Here is a 17,617-nt window from a genome sequence, read left to right as displayed (position 1 = left end):
ACGCCGCCGGAGTGCCCCGGCCCCCTCGGACGTGCCCTGCCCCGCGCTCTGAGCCAGCCCTGCACCGCGCAGCCGTAGACGCCTGCGCGGTCGCTCGTCACCCGCACAGCCGCGCAGCACCGCAACGCCCGGCAAGGCCGTAACTCCCGCCCCGCCTGTCTCTGCTGCCACGAGAGGCGAACCGACATGACCCTGCAGCTGCCCCAACCCCCCGCCGCCGCCCTGCGCGCCGTTCTCCGCGCCCTGGACGACCGCGACGTCCCCGCCGACGTCGGCCCCGTCCGAACGTCGGCCATGCGACGGTGCAGCGGGCCGCTCACGCCCTCGCATCCGCTTCCCGTGCACCTGCTGGACCCCGCCGTCACCGGCGCGGGCGCGACGCCGCTGTCGGCCGCACTGCGGACCGGCTGGCGCTTCCTGATCAAGGAGGGCGAGACCGTCGTCGGCGCGGCCGACACCCTGGAGCTGCAGGTGGACGAGACGGGTTCGGGAGAGACCGTCGAGGCGCACGCCTTCGCGCACTTCACCGAGGGCCCCTACCCGGCGTCCACGCTGCGCGCGCTGCAGCAGGCACGGCTGCACGCGGCGGGCACCCCGACCACGTACCTGCCGCGGCTGCTGCTGGTGCCCGGCCACTACATGACCGCCCTCTGGCTGCACCCCGTGCTCTCCGCCGCGCCCTCGCCGGACCTGCTGATCCCGCTCGTCCCGGCACCGCTCGGCGTCACCGCGCACGTCCCGCACCACGCGGAGGAGCTGCTCGCCCTGCTGGCCCTCACCAACGGCGCGCTGCTGACCAGCCCCGCCTGACCCGCGCGCCCACGCGCACTCCCCCTGAAGAACCACCCGTACCACCCGTTGTGACCATGGCGCGCCTGGTCACAACGGGTGGTTTCTGCTGGTCGAACAGGTTTCGGCGTGACGCATGTCACCAAATGGCTGCGGGCAGGTCGCGATACGCGGACACTGTGAACCAGTGCGGCAAAGCCCAACGTCTTACCCGGCGAGAAGGCCCTTCACACACGCGCCGCAGACCGGCTTTGGAATATTCTCGAAGAAGCACGCCGAAACGAGGGTACGCGCTATGTGCCAGCACCGTCCTGAGTGTCCGTCAGCCGACTCGCCGGACCGCGAGGCCGCAGTCGTCGTCGCGAGCCACCCGGAACAGGGGTGGAGCTTGCTGTGCAACGGCGTCCTCCTCTTCGAAGACACCGGCGAAATCCTCCCGGACGGCCGCGCCGTCGCTCCCCGACGGGTTCTGGCCGGGGCTGCGTAGCAGCCCATAGGGGCGCGGGGCTCCGCTGATTTGCGGCTCCGCCGCGCGGGCGCGACAAGCCACCCTGAGCAGATGGTCCTCAATGGACAGGGCCATCCGCCCAGGGTGGCTGCTCAACTTCCCCGATCAGCCCTCGTACTCGTCCATCGGCGGGCAGCTGCACACCAGGTTGCGGTCGCCGAAGGCGCCGTCGATGCGGCGGACCGGCGGCCAGTACTTCTCCGTCGGGTTCACGCCCGCCGGGAAGACCGCCTCGGCGCGGGTGTACGCGTGCTCCCACTCGCCCGCCAGCGCGGCCGCGGTATGCGGGGCGTTGCGCAGCGGGTTGTCCTCCGCCGGCCACTCGCCCGAGCCGACCTTGTCAATCTCCGCACGGATCGCAATCATCGCCGCGCAGAAGCGATCGATTTCGGTCAAGTCCTCGCTCTCGGTCGGCTCGATCATGAGCGTGCCGGCCACCGGGAACGACATCGTCGGGGCGTGGAAGCCGTAGTCGATCAGGCGCTTGGCCACGTCGTCCACCGAGACGCCCGCCGACTTGGCCAGCGGCCGCAGGTCGATGATGCACTCGTGGGCGACCAGGCCGCCGGGGCCGGTGAAGAGGACCGGGTAGTACGGCGCCAGGCGCTTGGCGATGTAGTTGGCGTTGAGCACCGCGACCTGGGTGGCGCGCTTGAGGCCCTCGCCGCCCATCAGCCGGACGTACGACCACGAGATCGGCAGGATCGCCGCCGAACCCCACGGCGCGGCCGAGATCGGGCCCACGCCGGTGGCCGGACCGGCCGTCGGCTGCAGCGGGTGGTTCGGCAGGTACGGGGCGAGGTGCGCGCGGACGCCGACCGGGCCGACGCCCGGGCCGCCGCCGCCGTGCGGGATGCAGAAGGTCTTGTGCAGGTTCAGGTGCGAGACGTCCGCGCCGAACTTGCCCGGCTTGGCCAGACCGACCAGCGCGTTGAGGTTGGCGCCGTCGACGTAGACCTGGCCGCCCGCCTCGTGCACGGCGGCGCAGATGTCACCGATGTTCTCCTCGTACACGCCGTGCGTGGACGGGTAGGTGACCATCAGCACGGCCAGCTGGTCGCGGTGCTGCTCGATCTTGGCGCGCAGGTCATCGACGTCCACGTCGCCGTCCGGCAGCGTCTTGACGACCACGACGCGCATACCGGCCATCACCGCGGAGGCGGCGTTGGTGCCGTGCGCGGAGGAGGGGATCAGGCAGACGTCGCGCTGCGTGTCGCCGTTCGCGTGGTGGTAGGCGCGGACGGCCAGCAGACCGGCCAGCTCGCCCTGGGAACCGGCGTTGGGCTGGATGGAGACCTTGTCGTAGCCGGTGACCTCGGCCAGGCGCGCCTCCAGCTCACCGATCAGCTGCAGGTAGCCGTCGGCCTGCTCGACCGGGGCGAACGGGTGCACCTCGGCGAACTCGGGCCAGGTGATCGGCTCCATCTCGGTGGTGGCGTTCAGCTTCATCGTGCAGGAGCCGAGCGGGATCATGCCGCGGTCCAGCGCGTAGTCCTTGTCGGCCAGCGAGCGCAGGTAGCGCAGCATGGCCGTCTCGGAGCGGTGCGCGTGGAAGGTCGGGTGGGTCAGGTACTCGTCGGTGCGCAGCAGGCCCTCGGGCAGCGCGGGGCCGGCGGCGGCGTCCAGCGCGTCCACGTCCAGGCCTGCGGCGTCGACGCCGAACGCGCCCCAGACGGCGGCCAGGTCGGCGCGGGTGGTGGTCTCGTCGCAGGCGATGCCGACCAGGTCGGCGCCGTCCTGGCGCAGGTTGACCCCGGCGGCGCGGGCGGCCTCGACCACCTCGGCGGCGCGGCCCGGAACGCGGGCGGTGACGGTGTCGAAGAAGGCGTCGCTCGTCAGCTCGACGGCGCCGCGACGCAGGCCCTCGGCCAGCACGGAGGCGTAGCGGTGGGTGCGCGAGGCGATCTTCGCCAGGCCGTCCGGACCGTGGTAGACCGCGTACATCGAGGCCATCACGGCCAGCAGCACCTGGGCGGTGCAGATGTTGGAGGTGGCCTTCTCGCGGCGGATGTGCTGCTCACGGGTCTGCAGCGCCAGGCGGTAGGCGCGGTTGCCGTCGGCGTCGACGGAGACGCCGACCAGGCGGCCCGGGAGGCTGCGGGCGTAGTCGGCACGGACGGCCATGTAACCGGCGTGCGGGCCGCCGAAGGCCATCGGGACGCCGAAGCGCTGGGTGGTGCCGACCGCGATGTCCGCGCCGAGCTCGCCCGGGGACTTCAGCAGCGTCAGGGACAGCAGGTCGGCGGCGACGGCGACGACCGCGCCGAGCTCCTTGGCCTGCGCGATGACCGGGGCCAGGTCGCGCACCGCGCCGGAGGCGCCCGGGTACTGGAGCAGCACGCCGAAGACGCCGCGCTCGGCGATCTCGGCCGGGATGCCCTGGCTGAGGTCGGCGACGACGGTCTCGACACCGGTCGGGACGGTGCGGGTCTCGATGACGGCGACGGTCTGCGGCAGGGTGTCGGCGTCGATGACGAAGACGCCGCCCTTGACCTTGCCCATCCGGCGGGCCAGCGCGACGGCCTCGGCGGCGGCGGTGCCCTCGTCGAGCAGGGACGCACCGGCGGTCGGCAGACCGGTCAGCTCGGTGACCACGGTCTGGAAGTTGAGCAGCGCCTCCAGGCGGCCCTGCGAGATCTCCGGCTGGTAGGGCGTGTACGCCGTGTACCAGGACGGGTTCTCCAGCACGTTGCGGAGGATCACCGGCGGGGTGAAGGTGCCGTAGTAGCCGAGGCCGATCATCGAGCGCAGCACCTGGTTGCGGCCGGCCAGCTCGCGCAGCTCGGCGAGGACCTCGGCCTCGGAGCGGGCGGCCGGGAGGTCCAGCGCGGTCAGGCTGCGGATCGCGGCGGGGACGGCGGCGGCCGTGAGCTCGTCCAGGGAGCCGTAGCCCACCTGCGCCAGCATCTTGGCCTGCGCCCCGGCGTCCGGGCCGATGTGGCGGTTCTCGAACGGGCTGGACTGCTCCAGCTCGGAAAGCGACGACGTCATGGGGAGACTGGCCTCCTGGTCGGACCGGGTGGACGCGGTGGGGCGCCCGGACGACCTCCCCCTCTGTCATGGAACCTGAGAGCTTCACCGGCCCTGTGCCGCCGCTGTACCGCTGCGGCGGGGCCGGCTTTCACCGTCGGTGAGGACCGTCCCGCAGCCAGGAGAGGCTCCAGTGCGGCCCTGCTTTCCAGAGTCGACCTCGCCAGCGCGGTACTTCGGCCTGAGAGATTCCGGGGAGGAGTTGCTCCTTCGGCGCCGGTCGCCCCGATCAGGTTGCCCAGATCAGGCGCTCGGACTCTCCCGCACGTGCTCGACGGTCAACCCCGAGGGTACCAGCGCGGATCGGCGGCCGGACGGGGCCCGAGCACGGTTGTCGTCCACCGAACGGAGCAGCGACACACCCGGCGGAGCTGCGTGCGTTCGACAAAGCGATCATTGTGCCTTTTCGTATGAGTTGAGCACGTTCGTCAGCTGAACAGACCGGCGCGGGCCGATGGAGGAGTGAGAAGCGTGCAGACCGAGATCGACCCGAGGGATCTGATCGGCCACAAGGCGGTCGACAAGAACGGCGAGAAGATCGGCACCGTGGACGAGGTCTACCTCGACGACGCGACCGGCGAGCCCGAGTGGGCCGCGGTCCGCACCGGCCTCTTCGGCCGCGACGCCTTCGTGCCGCTGACGACGAGCGAGTTCGTCTCCGAGGAACTGCGGGTGCCCTACGAGAAGTCGCAGGTGAAGGACTCGCCCGACTTCGGCGTCGGCCAGCACCTCTCCCCCGCCCAGGAGTTGCAGCTCTACCGCTACTACGGCCTGGAGGTCCCGACCGGTACCGGCCAGCACGCGGCCGACTCGGGCGCGAAGGCGGCGGAGGGCAACGGGCACGCGCCCCGCTCCGCGCCGAAGGCAGGGGAGGCGGCGGCTGCCGCCGGCACGGCCGGTGCCGCGGGCGCGGCCATGGGCATGGCGGGTGCGGAGCGGAAAGAGAACCTGAGCAAGGAGGAGCAGCCGGTGGAGAAGACGGTGGCGACGCCGGTCGTGGAGTCCCAGGCGAACGGCGGGCGCACCTCGGCGTTCATGACGGGCGGCACGACGGCCGGCACGCAGACCGGGCAAGCGGCGCAGACGGAACAGACCGGGCAGATGCCGCGGGTCGGTGCCGACGCGGCGCAGGCCTCGACGATGCAGCAGCCGACCGTCCAGACTCCGCCCGCCGCGCCGTTCCCCAGCGGCGGCATGGCGGGCGCGGGCGCGGGTGCGGCCGCCGGTGCGATGGGCGGGACGGCGACCGAGCCGCAGCGTCGCCCTGACCCGCTGACCGACCCGCTGCCCGGCTTCGGTGCTCCGGCAACCAGTGGCACCGCGACGGCAGGCGCCGCGACCGCGGGCACGGCGGCTGCGGGCACGGCGGCTGCCGTGGCCAAGGAGCCGGTCCCCGAGCCGGTCGAGTTCGTCTGCCGTGAGGAGCGCCTGGACATCTCCACCGAGTGGCACGTCCTCGGCCGCGCCCGGCTGCGCAAGTACGTGACGGCCGAGCAGGTCGAGCGGCGGGTTCCGGTGATCCGTGAGCGCATCCGCGTCGAGCGGGTCCCGGTCAGCGCCGAGGAGCGCGAGCAGCTGACCGAGGCCGAGATCGCGGAGAGCGTCGAGGAGGTGACCCTCCACGAGGAGCGCCTGGTCGTCAAGAAGACCGTCGTCCCGGTGGAGCGGATCCGCCTGGTGACCGAGCGGATCACCGAGGAGGAGGTGGTCCGCGAGCAGCTCCACCGCGAGCACATCCAGGTCCAGGACGGCAGCCGCCCCCAGGGCACGCCGGTCTCCCCCGCCACCACGGCCCCGGCCGCCGGTGCGCCGGTCGGTGGCGCGCCGATCGCGGGCACCCCGGCCGCGACCCCGCTGCGTCCGGGCGGCCCGACCAGCCCCAACGGCCCGATGGGCCAGAACCCGGACCTGCCGGGCCACGCGATGGGCGCCTGACCCGCCGTCGCACCCGCCCTGACGGGCCGCCCGGCACCCCGCCGGGCGGCCCGTCAGGGTATGGGCGCGAGCGGCAGCGCCGGGGCCGGGGTGAGGTCCGGATCGTCGACCAGGAAGGTACGGACCCGGCCGACGCCCGAACCGGGCGTCTCGAAGCGCACGGTCACCCGCCCGACGCCGCTGCCCTGCACCCAGCCATGGCCGAGCTCCGCGTGCTCCACGTCCTGCCCCGGCATCCAGCGACGCCCGCGCGGTGCCGCGCCGGGATGGAACGCCCGCGGCGCGTTCGGCCCGCCGTAGGCGGAGTCACCCGTCGCGCCCTCGGCGCGCGCCTCGCCCGGATCGGCATCCGAGTCGGCGTCCGGATCGGCGTCCGTGCCGTGCCCCGCCTCCTCGGCAAGGGACTCCAGCAGCTCGTACTCCTCGAACGCCTCACGCTGGGCCTGGGCGAAGAGGTCCTCCTGGGTCCAGTCGGCCAGGCCGCTGACGCCGACGCCCAGCAGCCGGATCCCGCCGAGCAGTCCGACGGAGTCGGCCAGCCGCCGCGCGATCTGCGCGATCACCAGCGGGTCGTCGGTGGGCGAGGGCAGCGTCTCGGAGCGGGTGAGCGTGGTGAAGTCGAAGCGGCGGATCTTGACCACCACCGTCCGCCCGGAGCGTCCCGCGGCGCGCAGTCTGCGGACGCAGCGGTCGGCGAGACGGTCGAGCTCCTGCATGATGCTGTCGCGGTCGCCCAGGTCGACCTCGAAGGTGTCCTCCACCGAGACCGACTTGGCGTCCCGGTCGGCCACCACGGGCCGCTCGTCCTGCCCGCGTGCCAGCGCGTGGACGCCCGCACCGTGCGCCCGGCCCAGCAGGTGGATCAGCTCCTCCTCGGGCAACGCCGCGAGCTCCGCGACGCGGGTCAGCCCCGCCCGGCGCAGCGTCTCGGCCGTGGCAGGCCCCACGCCCGGCAGCGCGCGCACCGGAAGCGGTTCGAGCACCTCGCGCTCGCGCCCCGCCTCGATCAGCACCAGCCCGTCGGGCTTGGCCTCCTCCGAGGCGATCTTGGCCAGGAACTTGGTCGTCGACAGCCCGACGGACGCGGTGAGCCCGACCTTGGCCCGGATGTCGGCCCGCAGGTCCTCCCCGAGCGCGCGGGCCAGCTCCGCGCCCTCCGCCTCCAGCAGCGCGCCGTAGGGGCCCGCGGCGAGGTCGACGAAGGCCTCGTCCAGGCTGAGCGGCTCGACCAGCGGCGAGAGCTCGCGCAGCAGCGCCATCACCTCCTCGCTGATCTGCCGGTACAGCTCGAACCGGGGGATCAGGAACGCGGCGTTCGGCGCGAGGCGGCGCGCGTGCGCCATCGCCATGGCGGAGTGCACACCGAACTTCCGCGCCTCGTACGACGCGGTGGCGACCACGCCCCGCCCGCCCAAGCCACCGACGATCACCGGCTTTCCGCGCAGGCTCGGCTTGGACGCCTGCTCCACCGCCGCGAAGAAGGCGTCCATGTCGAGATGCAGGATCGACGGCACGGACCGCATGACCCGATCATCGCGCAGGGGTACGACAACGGCGGTCAGCGCGCTCCGAGCGCCGCCAGCGTGGTGACCTTCGGTCCGAGCAGATGCGGGTCCGGGTCGAAGAGCTCGTCGATCAGGACCGCCTTGTCCGCCGAGGCGATCTCGCGGACCGCGCCGTAGTCCCAGGTCAGATCGTGCGGCTCGGGGACCCCGATCCCGTACGCGTCGATCCCCGCCGTCTCGCACAGGGACACCGACCGCCGGATCGCGTACTCGGTGTTGACCAGGACGGCCCGGGTGACGCCGAAGATCCGGTGGGCGCGGGCACAGGAGTCCCAGGTGTCGAAGCCCGCGTAGTCGGCCACGATCCGGGCGGCCGGGACGCCGTGCTGGACCAGGTAGGTGCGCATGGCGTCCGGCTCGTCGTAGTCGGTGCGGCTGTTGTCGCCGGTGACCAGGAAGGCGCGGACGCGACCGGCCCGGTAGAGGGTGAGGCCGGCGTCGAGCCGGTGCGCGAGGTAGGGCGAGGGCCTGCCGCCGTCCAGGCCGGCGCCGAAGACGACGACCACCGGCTCGGCGGGCGCGTCGGCGACGGTCCGCACCCGCGGGTCGCTCTGCACCCTGATCACGGCCACCGGGGCGAGCACCAGCACGGTCAGCGCGCAGAGCGCCTGGAACCCCCACCGCTGGACGCGCCGCCGCCGTGCCGACCGGACCAGCACGCGAACCACCGCACGTAGCCGCCGCACCCCACCCACCCCACGTTCCTCACCCTCCGGATCCCTCCCGGATCCCCTGAGGGCGGACGCGCGGATCAGACCGCGCGGTTGCGGCGGCGGGCCAGCTCGTCGGACGGATCGAAGCCGAGCAGGTTCTCGCCGGTGTCGGTGCGCTCGCCGTGGAGGCGGGTGAGCGTCGCCTCGACCTCGCGCCAGACCGCGCCGACGGCGATGCCGAAGATGCCCTGGCCGCCCTGGAGCAGCTCGACCACCTCGTGCCCGGAGACGCACTCGTAGACAGTCGCCCCGTCGCTCATCAGCGTGATGTCGGGCAACGCCTCCTGCGGCCGCTGGCCCAGGTGGTCGACGGCGGTGCGGATGCTCTGCAGCGAGACGCCCGCGTCGAGCAACCGCTTGACGACCTTGAGCACCAGGATGTCGCGGAACGCGTAGAGGCGCTGCGTGCCGGAACCCTGCGCGGCGCGGACGCTCGGCTCGACCAGGCCCGTGCGGGCCCAGTAGTCGAGCTGACGGTAGGTGATACCGGCCGCGGCGCAGGCCGTGGGCCCGCGATAGCCGACCAACTCCGAGCTGGGCAGCACGTCGTCCTGCGGGCCAGCCGGGAGCGGCACCATCGGCATCCCCTCCCACCCGGAGCGCGCCGACCGCGGCAGCGTCCGGACCTGGGAGTGGACGGGGCAGGAGCCGCCCGTGGCTGTTCTGTCACCCGTGCTGCTCAACACGACCCTCCATCCGCTCGACTCAGGAACCGCCTCAGCGGGGGCGCGGGAAGGCGCACCCGGGGACGTTCACAGTCGAAGGTAGGCAGTAGCCAGGAGCGCGTCAACGATCGCCACGCTCGGCATGGCGAGTGACTTCAGCCTCACGAGTGGTTTTGCGTGTCCCGAGCGGGGGTATTTCCGCCCGAATGAGTTTCGGCAAACCGCCTGACCAGCCCTTCGTCTGCATGCGTACGGCTACTGCTGGCCGCTGCTGCCGAAGTCCTCGGGGGAGATCTGGTCGAGGAACTCGCGGAACCGCTCGACCTCGTCCTCCTGCTCGTCGGGGATCGCGATGCCTGCCTCGTCCAGCACACCCTCTGCGCCGTAGATCGGCGTGCCGGTGCGCAGCGCCAGGGCTATCGCGTCGGACGGACGGGCGCTCACCTCGACGCCACTGGCGAAGACCAGCTCGGCGTAGAAGACGCCCTCACGCAGGTCCGTGATCCGCACCGCGGTGAGCTGCTGGCCGACGGCCTCCAGCACGTTGCGGAAGAGGTCGTGCGTGAGCGGGCGCACGGGCGTCATGCCCTGCTGCGCGAACGCGATGGCGGTGGCCTCACCGGGGCCGATCCAGATCGGGAGATAGCGGTCCCCACCGACCTCGCGCAGCAGCACGATCGGCTGGTTCGACGGCATCTCCACCCGGACACCCACGACATCTAGCTCGTTCACATCTGCAACCCTAGGGCGCGCAGGGCGGATACTCCAGTCGTCCTGATCACGCCCACCGCCCGGCGCCCGGCCATTGCGTCTCCGCCCGCCCGGCGCGTTCAGGCGCCCGGACGGGCGCGCAGGCCCGCCTGGACCAGCGAGGCGTGCAGCCGGACCGAGAGAGTTGCCAGCTCACGGGCCATCGCGGCGGCATGGGCACGGGTCTGCGGGTTGCGGTGACGACGCAGCGGGGCGACGATCTGCTCCACCAGTCCGACCTCGCGGTCGGCGGCGGCCTTGACCGCGCGCAGATGTCGGGGCTCCAGCCCGAAGCGGCCCAACTCGGCGACCAGACGCGCCACTTGGAGCATCTCGCCGTCGAAGCCGCCGTCCGGGTCGGCGGTCACCAGGCCGTAGGACTCCCACTCGGCGAGCTGCGGTTCGGTGATGCCCGCGGCGGCCAGCAGTTCGGCCCGGCCGAGCCGGGTGCCGCCCGCGACCGAGCCGGCGACGAGCGCGCCGTCGCGGACCGGATCGAACGCCTCGTCCGCGCCCGCACCGCCCGCCGAGTCCCCCTGGCCGCCCGCAGCGCCCGATCCGCTGCCGGGCAGCGCGGGCGGGTTCTCGCCCCGGTCCAGGGCGGCCAGGTGCTCGCGGATCACCCGCAGCGGGAGGTAGTGGTCGCGCTGCATCCGCAGCACGTAGGCGAGCCGCTCCACGTCGACCGCGCTGAACTTGCGGTAGCCCGAAGGCGTGCGCTGCGGCTCGACCAGGCGTTCCGCCTCCAGGAAGCGGATCTTGGAGATGGTGACCTCGGGAAACTCGGCCTGAAGCTCGGTCAGCACCGCGCCGATGCTGAGGAGTTGCTGCCGTCCCGCACTGATGCCGGAGGCCAGGTCACGCCCGCCTCCGGGCGCGGGTCGACCGGAGGGAACGAAGGGCGCCACCGCCCCCGGGGTACCGCTGTCAGCTTGCACGACGGTTGACTCACTCCTCCCAGGGGCAGGGCACCGCGTCTCAGTACCCCGGGCGGGCGGCGAAGAAGACCAGCCGGTACTTCCCGATCTGCACCTCGTCACCGCTGTTCAGCGGCACCTCGTCGATCCGCTCGCGGTTGACGTAGGTGCCGTTCAGGCTGCCGACGTCGGCGACCGTGAAGCCGCCCTGCCGCCGCCGGAACTCCACGTGCCGCCGCGAGACGGTGACGTCGTCCAGGAAGATGTCGCTCTGCGCGTCGCGACCGGCCGTGGTGAGGTCGGTGTCCACCAGGAACCGGCTGCCCGAGTTGGGGCCGCGGCGCACCACCAGCAGCGCCGAGCCCGGCGGAAGCGCGTCGACCGCGGCCTGGGCCTCCTGGGAGAGCCCGGGAGCCATCGCGGCCGTGGCGTCCGGCTCGTACGCCTCCAGTCCGGAGATCGAGATCGTGGACGTCGTCTCACTGGGACGCTCGCCACCGCCGACGCGGGCCCGGAGCGGGGCACCACAGTTCGAACAGAAGCGGGCAGAGTCCGGGTTGTTGAATCCGCATCGGGTGCACACCGTCACGCCTGCGGCCTCCTGTCGCGGATCGCCTGACTGGTCTTGGGCAAACGGATCGGCCGCAAACCCTCCACCTGAACTTGAGGGTACCGGCTGCGAGGCTATGCGCCCTCCACCCTGCGCGCCCGCGTGTCGGCCGGCGGCCTCGTCGCGGAAGAGCGGCCGCTCGGCGGCGGCGTAGCTGTCGGACTCCGGGGCTCCGCGCATGCCGGGGACGCCCTGGCCGAGCTCCTCGTCACCACGGCGGTGCCGGGCGGTGGGCGCCTCGACCGCTCCCTTGTGGGACTTACGGCCGAACAGCTTCGAGAACAGACTCACGGGCGATTCCCCTTGCAAGAAACGGACCCGCCCGTGGGGCGAGGTGGAGCCATCGTGGACAGAACAGCGGTCGGGACAGGTGTCGGAACAGCGGTCGGATCAGTGTGCGGAGCGGCGGAACGAGGGAGGAGATGTGGATACGTCATGGGTGCGTCGTGTGAGCGTAGTCAGGAGTACTCAAAGGGATCAAGGCGGTCACGGCCAACGACTGGCCCTTGACCACCGTCGCCGTGCCCTGGTCGCGGTCGACCGACTGCACGACACCGCCCGGAATGTTGAGCGCGGTGTCCAGGTCCTGCGGGTTGCCGATGGCTGTGAACACGTACGGCTGGGACACCGTGGTTCCACTGATGCTCACCGAACCCCTGGCAACGTCGTTGAACCAGGTACCCGCGACCACACGGACGTTGTTGATCTGTACCGCCTCCGCCCCTGCCGCGCGCAGCTCCTCCAAGGTGTTGAGCAGCATAGCCGCCTGGACGTTCCCGCCCGGGTCCTTGACGGTCAGCGTGACCCCGGGACCGGTCGCGGCGACCGTGCCGGAGAGCACGCCGAGTTGCTGCTCCTTCTGCTGGGTCTGCGCCTGCGCCGCCTTCGCCTGGTTGGAACTGGTCTGCAGCTCGGCCAACGTCGACTGCAACTGCTGGTGTTCCTGGTCCAGGCTCTGCTGCCGGGCGTCGACCTCGTCGAGGATGCGGACCAGGTCGTCCTGGCGGGCCCCGCGCAGCTGGTTGGCGGGCGTGTTGGTGCGGACCTGGAAGGCCACACCCAGGCCGAGCGCGAAGAGCAGCACCGCGACGATCAGTTGGGCGCGGTTGACCCGCGGCGGCCAGAGCGCGGCGGCGAGCCGTTGCCGGCCCGTGCGCTCGGGCTCCCGGGACTGCTCCCCGGGTTGCTGCTCGGTCACTGCTCCGCTCCCTGCCTGTTCACTCTGCCTGCGCCGTTCATCCTGCCATCCGTCCTACCCCTGGCGGAGCCGTCCGCACCGGTTCACGCCCTTCGCACCGCCCGGTCACGCCTTCTGCCCAAACCGTTCGGTCACGCACGGAAGAGGTGGCGGCGGATCGCGGCGGCGTTGGAGAAGATGCGGATCCCGAGGACGACCACCACGCCGGTGGAGAGCTGCGAGCCGACGCCCAACTGGTCGCCCAGGAAGACGATCAGGCCCGCGACGACCACGTTGGACAGGAACGAGACCACGAAGACCTTGTCGTCGAAGATGCCGTCCAGCATGGCGCGGATCCCGCCGAAGACGGCGTCGAGCGCTGCGACGATGGCGATCGGCAGGTACGGCACCAGCCACGTCGGGACGTCCGGCTGCACGAACAGCCCGACCACGACTCCGAGGGCCAGGCCCAGCACGGCGATCATGGGTGCGTCGTTCCTTTCGATGGTGCCGGCTGCGCGTTGATCAGCCGGACCGGTGGCGCGGCCGGGAGTTGGAGCGCGCCCGCGGACGTGGTGCTGTAGCGGATCTGGTAGCCCTTGTTGAGCTCCGCCAGGTAGAGCCCGCCGTCCGCATTGCCGGCGAAGGCCTGTTGCAGGCCCGGTCCGCCGATCGCCTGGATCGTGTACGGCAGGGTCAGCGGACTGTTGTTGACCAGTATCGCGTCGCCCGCCGCCCGGATCGAGGAGAGGTTCCCCAGCCGCTCGTCGTTGATCGCGATCGCCTCGGCCCCGGACTGCCACAGCGCGTTGACCACCAACTGCAGGTCGCTGTCGCGCACCCGGCCGGTGTTGCCGAAGCCCGCGTTGGTCCGCGGACTGGCGTTGTTGAGGTCCGTCCCGGCGGACGCGGCGTCGTCGACCGTGACCTGCAGACCGGGGCCGGAGACCGGCGTCTGCCCGCTGACCAGCTGCTGCTCGGCCAGCCGTGCGCTCCCGCCCTTTCCGGCGAGCGCGTCGGCCTGCGCCTGGGCGAGCTGGGTCTGCAACTGCCCGAGCTGCTGCTGGGCGGCGTCGGCCGCGGAGGTCGCGGTGTTGATCCGGTCGATCAGCGCCTGCCGCTCCTGGGCCGCGACGGGCGCGTTGGCCTGCACCTGGCTGACGCCCATCGCCAGCAGCGCCGCCACCAAGGCCAGCCCGACCCCGAACACCACCCGTCCGCGCGTGGTCGTCGGCAGCCTGCTGCTGCCCACCGCACCACGCCGGGCCGCCGCCTCGGCGTACCCCTCGTCCAGGCTGTGCTCCGCCACGTTGAGCAGCAGCGACATCGACGCGTCGGGCCGTGCGAAGCGCGGGTCGCTGCGCTTGGCGGCACGGGGCTCGGTCGTCGACATGGGGGATATCGTCCCACGTCGCGCCGGACGGCCCGCACGCGCACCGACGTGGCGGGCACGACCGGGCGGGGTGCGAGCGGCAGAACAGCGCCGCCCGCACCCCCGCCCGGGCTTGTCCCAGCTGCCTCGCTCAGTCGCGTCCGGCGGACTCCACCACCGCGCCCCACTCGTCGAGCAGGGCCTGCGTCGAGGTGTCGTCCGGGCCCTCGGCCCAGAGGTGGGTGACGGCCTCGGCCGGGTCAGGCAGCACCATGGTCCAGCGACCGTCGGGCTCGACCACCCGCACGCCGTCGGTGATGTCGACCTGCCGGTCGCCCGCCGCCTCCACGACCTTGCGCATCACCATGCCCTTGGCCGCCCACGGCGTGGGCAGGTCGCGCCGGTGGACATGGGCACGCGGGATCCGCGCATCGATCTGACTCAGCGTCAACTGCGTTCGAGCGACCAGCCCGAGGAGTCGAACAAAGGCGGCCGTACCGTCGAAGACGCCGCTGAACTCCGGCACCACGAAACGGCCCATACCGTCGCCCGCGAAGATCGTGCCCTCCGCCGAGGCCGCCCGGGTCAGATCGTCGGGCGAGGTCGTCGTCCACAGCACCTGCGTGCCGTGGTACGCCGCCACCTGCTCGGCGATCCGGGTTGTGGTGACCGGCAGGGCCACCTTCCCGCTGCGGCCCTCCGCCGCGACCAGGTCGAGCATGACCAGCAGCGACCGGTCGTCCTCGATGATCCGCCCGCGCTCGTCGACGAAGGAGACCCGCTCCCCCACGGGGTCGAACCGCACCCCGAACGCGGCCCGCGACGACGCGACCAGCTCACCGAGCCGCACCAGGCCCGCCCGGCGCTCCTCTATCGTCTCGGTCGGATGCGCCTCGTCCATGCCCGGGTTGACCGTCAGCGCCTCGATGCCGAGCTTCCCGATGATGCTGGGCAGCAACAGCGACGCACTGCCGTGCGCGGCGTCCACGACCACCTTGAGCCGGGCGTCCGACACCCCACGGGTGTCCATCGCCCGCAGCAGGCTGCCCGCGTAGGAGTCGAAGACCGTGGCCGGGAAGGTCAGGTCCCCGATCTCGCCGGGGAACGCACGCCGGTACTCCTGGCGGGCGTAGACGCGGTCCAGCTTGCGCTGACCCGCCTGGGAGAGGTCCGCGCCGCGCTCGTCGAAGAAGAGGATGTCGAGCGAGTCCGGCACCCCCGGCGTCGTCCGCAGCATGATCCCGCCCGCGCTGCCGCGCGCGGTCTGCTGCCGGGCCACCGGCATCGGCACGTTCTCCAGGTCGCGCACCTCGATCGCGCTGGCCTGCAACGCCGAGATCATCGCGCGCTTGAGGGCACGCGCACCACGCGAGTGGTCACGCGCGATGGTGACCGTGGAGCCCTTCTTCAACGTCGTGGCGTACGCACCGGCCAGCCGGACGGCCAGCTCCGGCGTGATCTCCACATTGATGATCCCGGAGACGCCGCGCGCACCGAACAGGTGCTCCTGGCTGCGCGACTCCCAGATGACCGACGTGTTGACGAAGGCGCCGGCCTCGATGGTCTTGAAGGGGTAGACGCGGACGTTGCCCGCGATGATCGACTCCTCCTCGACCAGGCACTCGTCCCCGATGACCGCGCCGTCCTCGATCCGCGCGGCCCGCATCACGTCGGTGTTCTTGCCGATGACGCAGCCGCGCAGGTTGGACTGCGGCCCGACATAGACGTTGTCGTGGATCACCGCCTTGTGCAGGAACGCGCCGCGCTTCACGACCACGTTGCTGCCGAGCACGGTGTGCTCACGGATCTCGACGCCGCCCTCGACCTTGGCGTAGTCGCCGATGTAGAGGGGGCCCCGCAGGACCGCGTCGCGGTCGACCTCGGCGCCCTCGGCCACCCAGACGCCAGGGGCCATCTCGAAGCCGTCGATCTCGACGTCGACCTTGCCCTCCAGCACGTCGGCCTGGGCCTTGACGTAGCTCTCGTGCGTACCGACGTCCTCCCAGTAGCCCTCGGCGACGTAGCCGTAGATCGGCTTGCCCTCCTTGAGCAACTGAGGAAAGACATCACCCGACCAGTCGACGGACGTGTCCGCGGCGACGTAGTCGAAGACCTCGGGCTCCATCACGTAGATGCCCGTGTTCACGGTGTCGGAGAAGACCTGACCCCAGGTCGGCTTCTCCAGGAACCGCTCCACCTTTCCCTCGTCGTCGAGGATGGTGATCCCGAATTCGAGCGGATTCGGCACCCGCGTCAGGCAGACGGTGACCATCGCGCCCTTGGAGCGGTGGAATTCCATCAGCTGGGTCAGGTCGAAGTCGGTGAGCGCGTCACCCGAGATCACCAGGAACGAATCGTCCTTGAGCGCGTCCTCGGCATTCTTGACGGAACCGGCCGTTCCTAGCGGAGTCTCCTCGTTCGCATAGGTGAGCTTCATTCCGAGCTCTTCGCCGTCACCGAAGTAATTGCGCACCAGGGAGGCGAGGAACTGGACCGTGACGACGGTGTCGGTCAGACCGTGTCTCTTGAGGAGCCGAAGCACGTGTTCCATGATCGGCCGGTTCACCACCGGCAAGAGGGGCTTCGGCATGCTCGCAGTCATCGGACGAAGGCGGGTACCTTCGCCGCCGGCCATCACAACGGCCTTCATTCGGCTGGTTCCTCCTTAATCGGCCACGGTGCTCGCCTTCACGAGACGGCGAGTCTGCACCGCGTACAGGATCCCTGCCCACCAATAGAGCGTCGTACCCCACCAGACGAACGCCCAACCGATGATGCTCGCCACAGTCCCCAGCCAGTTGTCATAGGTGGTGAGGAGAAGCAAAGGGAACGCATACATCAGATTGAACGTAGCCGCCTTCCCGACGAAGTTCACCTCGGGAGGGCCATATCCGTGACGCCTGAGAACAGGGAGAAGAGAGGCGATGAAGAGCTCACGCGCCAGCAGTACGGCGGTGAGCCACCACGGCATGATCTCGCGCCACGTGAGGCCGACGATCGTGGACAGGACGAACAGACGATCCGCTAGCGGATCGAGCAGCTGTCCGAGCCGGCTGACCTGACCCCACCGACGCGCCAACTTGCCGTCGAGGTAGTCACTGATCCCGCTCAGACCGAGGATCGCGATCGCCCAGCCGTCGTTCTTGGGCCCGCCGAAGGCAGGCCAGAGGACCAACCAGAGGAACAACGGCACGCCGACCAGGCGCGCCATGCTCAGCAGATTGGGGATGGTGAGCACGCGGTCGGTCTGGACGCGCGTCTCCTGAACCTCCACCCGGGGGCCTCCTGTAGAACACTTCGAACGCTGCAGCCCCCGACTTTACCTGCCGCCCGGCTACCTTCCGGGTGGGGCTCGTGCGATGCGGGTACGGGCTCTGTGCGGGTGGCGTGCAGGCGCTGCCCGCACCGGTAACGCAGTGAAGCCCCCTGACGCGAGGTCAGGGGGCTTCACTGGAAAGATTGTTCGGCGGCGTCCTACTCTCCCACAGGGTCCCCCCTGCAGTACCATCGGCGCTGTGAGGCTTAGCTTCCGGGTTCGGAATGTAACCGGGCGTTTCCCTCACGCTATGACCACCGAAACACGATG

15 protein-coding genes, 1 rRNA gene and 2 riboswitches are annotated in these 17,617 nt (G+C 71.4%); of the genes, 3 read left to right on the top strand and 13 right to left on the bottom strand.

All coding sequences use genetic code 11. From position 1 onward, the window contains the following. Positions 1-186: 186 nt before the first annotated feature. Both I2501_RS36760 and I2501_RS40025 read left to right on the top strand, forming a co-directional pair. Positions 187-810, top strand: a complete 624-nt coding sequence (locus I2501_RS36760) for a hypothetical protein (protein ID WP_196198425.1) — start codon at positions 187-189, stop codon at positions 808-810. Between the two features lie 274 nt (positions 811-1,084). Further along, a complete protein-coding gene (locus I2501_RS40025; protein WP_236047927.1) occupies positions 1,085-1,276 on the top strand; it encodes a DUF5999 family protein in 192 nt (63 codons plus the stop codon). Between the two features lie 126 nt (positions 1,277-1,402). On the opposite strand, the gene gcvP is transcribed toward I2501_RS40025, so the two are convergent. Then, entirely contained in the window at positions 1,403-4,288 is a 2,886-nt protein-coding gene (gene gcvP, locus I2501_RS36750) for an aminomethyl-transferring glycine dehydrogenase (RefSeq protein WP_196198423.1), read from the bottom strand. 53 nt (positions 4,289-4,341) lie between these two features. Further along, positions 4,342-4,485: riboswitch (glycine riboswitch) on the bottom strand. 1 nt (position 4,486) lies between these two features. Beyond that, positions 4,487-4,601: riboswitch (glycine riboswitch) on the bottom strand. Between the two features lie 197 nt (positions 4,602-4,798). Between gcvP and I2501_RS40020 the strand changes: the two genes are divergently transcribed. After that, on the top strand, positions 4,799-6,262 hold the full coding sequence (locus I2501_RS40020) for a PRC and DUF2382 domain-containing protein (RefSeq protein ID WP_196198422.1): 1,464 nt from the start codon (positions 4,799-4,801) through the stop codon (positions 6,260-6,262). 53 nt (positions 6,263-6,315) lie between these two features. Here I2501_RS40020 and I2501_RS36740 read toward each other — a convergent pair whose 3' ends face one another. The 12 genes from I2501_RS36740 to rrf all read right to left on the bottom strand — a co-directional run bounded on the left by I2501_RS36740 (position 6,316) and on the right by rrf (position 17,609). Beyond that, positions 6,316-7,785, bottom strand: a complete 1,470-nt coding sequence (locus I2501_RS36740; protein WP_196198421.1) for a DNA polymerase IV — start codon at positions 7,783-7,785, stop codon at positions 6,316-6,318. 35 nt (positions 7,786-7,820) lie between these two features. Then, positions 7,821-8,495: a SanA/YdcF family protein gene (locus tag I2501_RS36735; protein ID WP_328806865.1), complete on the bottom strand. Its 675-nt coding sequence runs from the start codon at positions 8,493-8,495 to the stop codon at positions 7,821-7,823. Positions 8,496-8,578: 83 nt separating this feature from the next. Further along, entirely contained in the window at positions 8,579-9,124 is a 546-nt protein-coding gene (locus tag I2501_RS36730; protein ID WP_196198420.1) for a MerR family transcriptional regulator, read from the bottom strand. A gap of 336 nt (positions 9,125-9,460) precedes the next feature. Then, on the bottom strand, positions 9,461-9,937 hold the full coding sequence (locus tag I2501_RS36725; RefSeq protein WP_196198419.1) for a bifunctional nuclease family protein: 477 nt from the start codon (positions 9,935-9,937) through the stop codon (positions 9,461-9,463). 98 nt (positions 9,938-10,035) lie between these two features. Then, entirely contained in the window at positions 10,036-10,863 is an 828-nt protein-coding gene (gene ftsR / locus I2501_RS36720; protein WP_408022815.1) for a transcriptional regulator FtsR, read from the bottom strand. A gap of 70 nt (positions 10,864-10,933) precedes the next feature. Beyond that, complete coding sequence (locus I2501_RS36715) at positions 10,934-11,773, bottom strand: FHA domain-containing protein (RefSeq protein WP_408022814.1); 840 nt, start codon at positions 11,771-11,773, stop codon at positions 10,934-10,936. A 142-nt stretch (positions 11,774-11,915) separates the two neighbouring features. Next, positions 11,916-12,680, bottom strand: a complete 765-nt coding sequence (locus tag I2501_RS40885) for a DUF881 domain-containing protein (RefSeq protein ID WP_196198418.1) — start codon at positions 12,678-12,680, stop codon at positions 11,916-11,918. A gap of 131 nt (positions 12,681-12,811) precedes the next feature. Continuing rightward, a complete protein-coding gene (locus I2501_RS36705) occupies positions 12,812-13,144 on the bottom strand; it encodes a small basic family protein (RefSeq protein WP_196198417.1) in 333 nt (110 codons plus the stop codon). After that, the gene (locus I2501_RS36700; RefSeq protein WP_236047922.1) at positions 13,141-14,052 is read right to left on the bottom strand and encodes a DUF881 domain-containing protein; all 912 of its coding nucleotides are present in this window, start codon (positions 14,050-14,052) and stop codon (positions 13,141-13,143) included. Before I2501_RS36700 ends, I2501_RS36705 begins: the two co-directional genes overlap by 4 nt. Before the next feature lie 130 nt (positions 14,053-14,182). After that, on the bottom strand, positions 14,183-16,681 hold the full coding sequence (locus tag I2501_RS36695) for a mannose-1-phosphate guanyltransferase (RefSeq protein WP_196198416.1): 2,499 nt from the start codon (positions 16,679-16,681) through the stop codon (positions 14,183-14,185). Between the two features lie 15 nt (positions 16,682-16,696). Continuing rightward, positions 16,697-17,305, bottom strand: a complete 609-nt coding sequence (gene pgsA / locus I2501_RS36690; protein ID WP_196198415.1) for a CDP-diacylglycerol--glycerol-3-phosphate 3-phosphatidyltransferase — start codon at positions 17,303-17,305, stop codon at positions 16,697-16,699. Between the two features lie 187 nt (positions 17,306-17,492). After that, positions 17,493-17,609 (bottom strand): 5S ribosomal RNA (gene rrf / locus I2501_RS36685). Positions 17,610-17,617 lie beyond the last annotated feature (8 nt).

Source organism: Streptacidiphilus fuscans, from assembly GCF_015690355.1.
Lineage (GTDB): Bacteria > Actinomycetota > Actinomycetes > Streptomycetales > Streptomycetaceae > Streptacidiphilus > Streptacidiphilus fuscans.
The sequence above is the reverse complement of the archived record's forward strand: the minus strand, read 5'-3'. Positions and strand labels throughout refer to the sequence as shown.

Excerpts from the sequence above, each read along its gene's own strand:
- I2501_RS36760 (WP_196198425.1), top strand. The coding sequence starts at position 187 with ATGACCCTGCAGCTGCCCCAACCCCCCGCCGCCGCCCTGCGCGCCGTT.
- I2501_RS40025 (WP_236047927.1), top strand. The coding sequence starts at position 1,085 with ATGTGCCAGCACCGTCCTGAGTGTCCGTCAGCCGACTCGCCGGACCGC.
- gcvP (WP_196198423.1), bottom strand. The coding sequence starts at position 4,288 with ATGACGTCGTCGCTTTCCGAGCTGGAGCAGTCCAGCCCGTTCGAGAAC.
- I2501_RS36740 (WP_196198421.1), bottom strand. The coding sequence starts at position 7,785 with ATGCGGTCCGTGCCGTCGATCCTGCATCTCGACATGGACGCCTTCTTC.
- I2501_RS36730 (WP_196198420.1), bottom strand. The coding sequence starts at position 9,124 with ATGCCGATGGTGCCGCTCCCGGCTGGCCCGCAGGACGACGTGCTGCCC.
- I2501_RS36705 (WP_196198417.1), bottom strand. The coding sequence starts at position 13,144 with ATGATCGCCGTGCTGGGCCTGGCCCTCGGAGTCGTGGTCGGGCTGTTC.
- I2501_RS36700 (WP_236047922.1), bottom strand. The coding sequence starts at position 14,052 with ATGTCGACGACCGAGCCCCGTGCCGCCAAGCGCAGCGACCCGCGCTTC.
- I2501_RS36695 (WP_196198416.1), bottom strand. The coding sequence starts at position 16,681 with ATGAAGGCCGTTGTGATGGCCGGCGGCGAAGGTACCCGCCTTCGTCCG.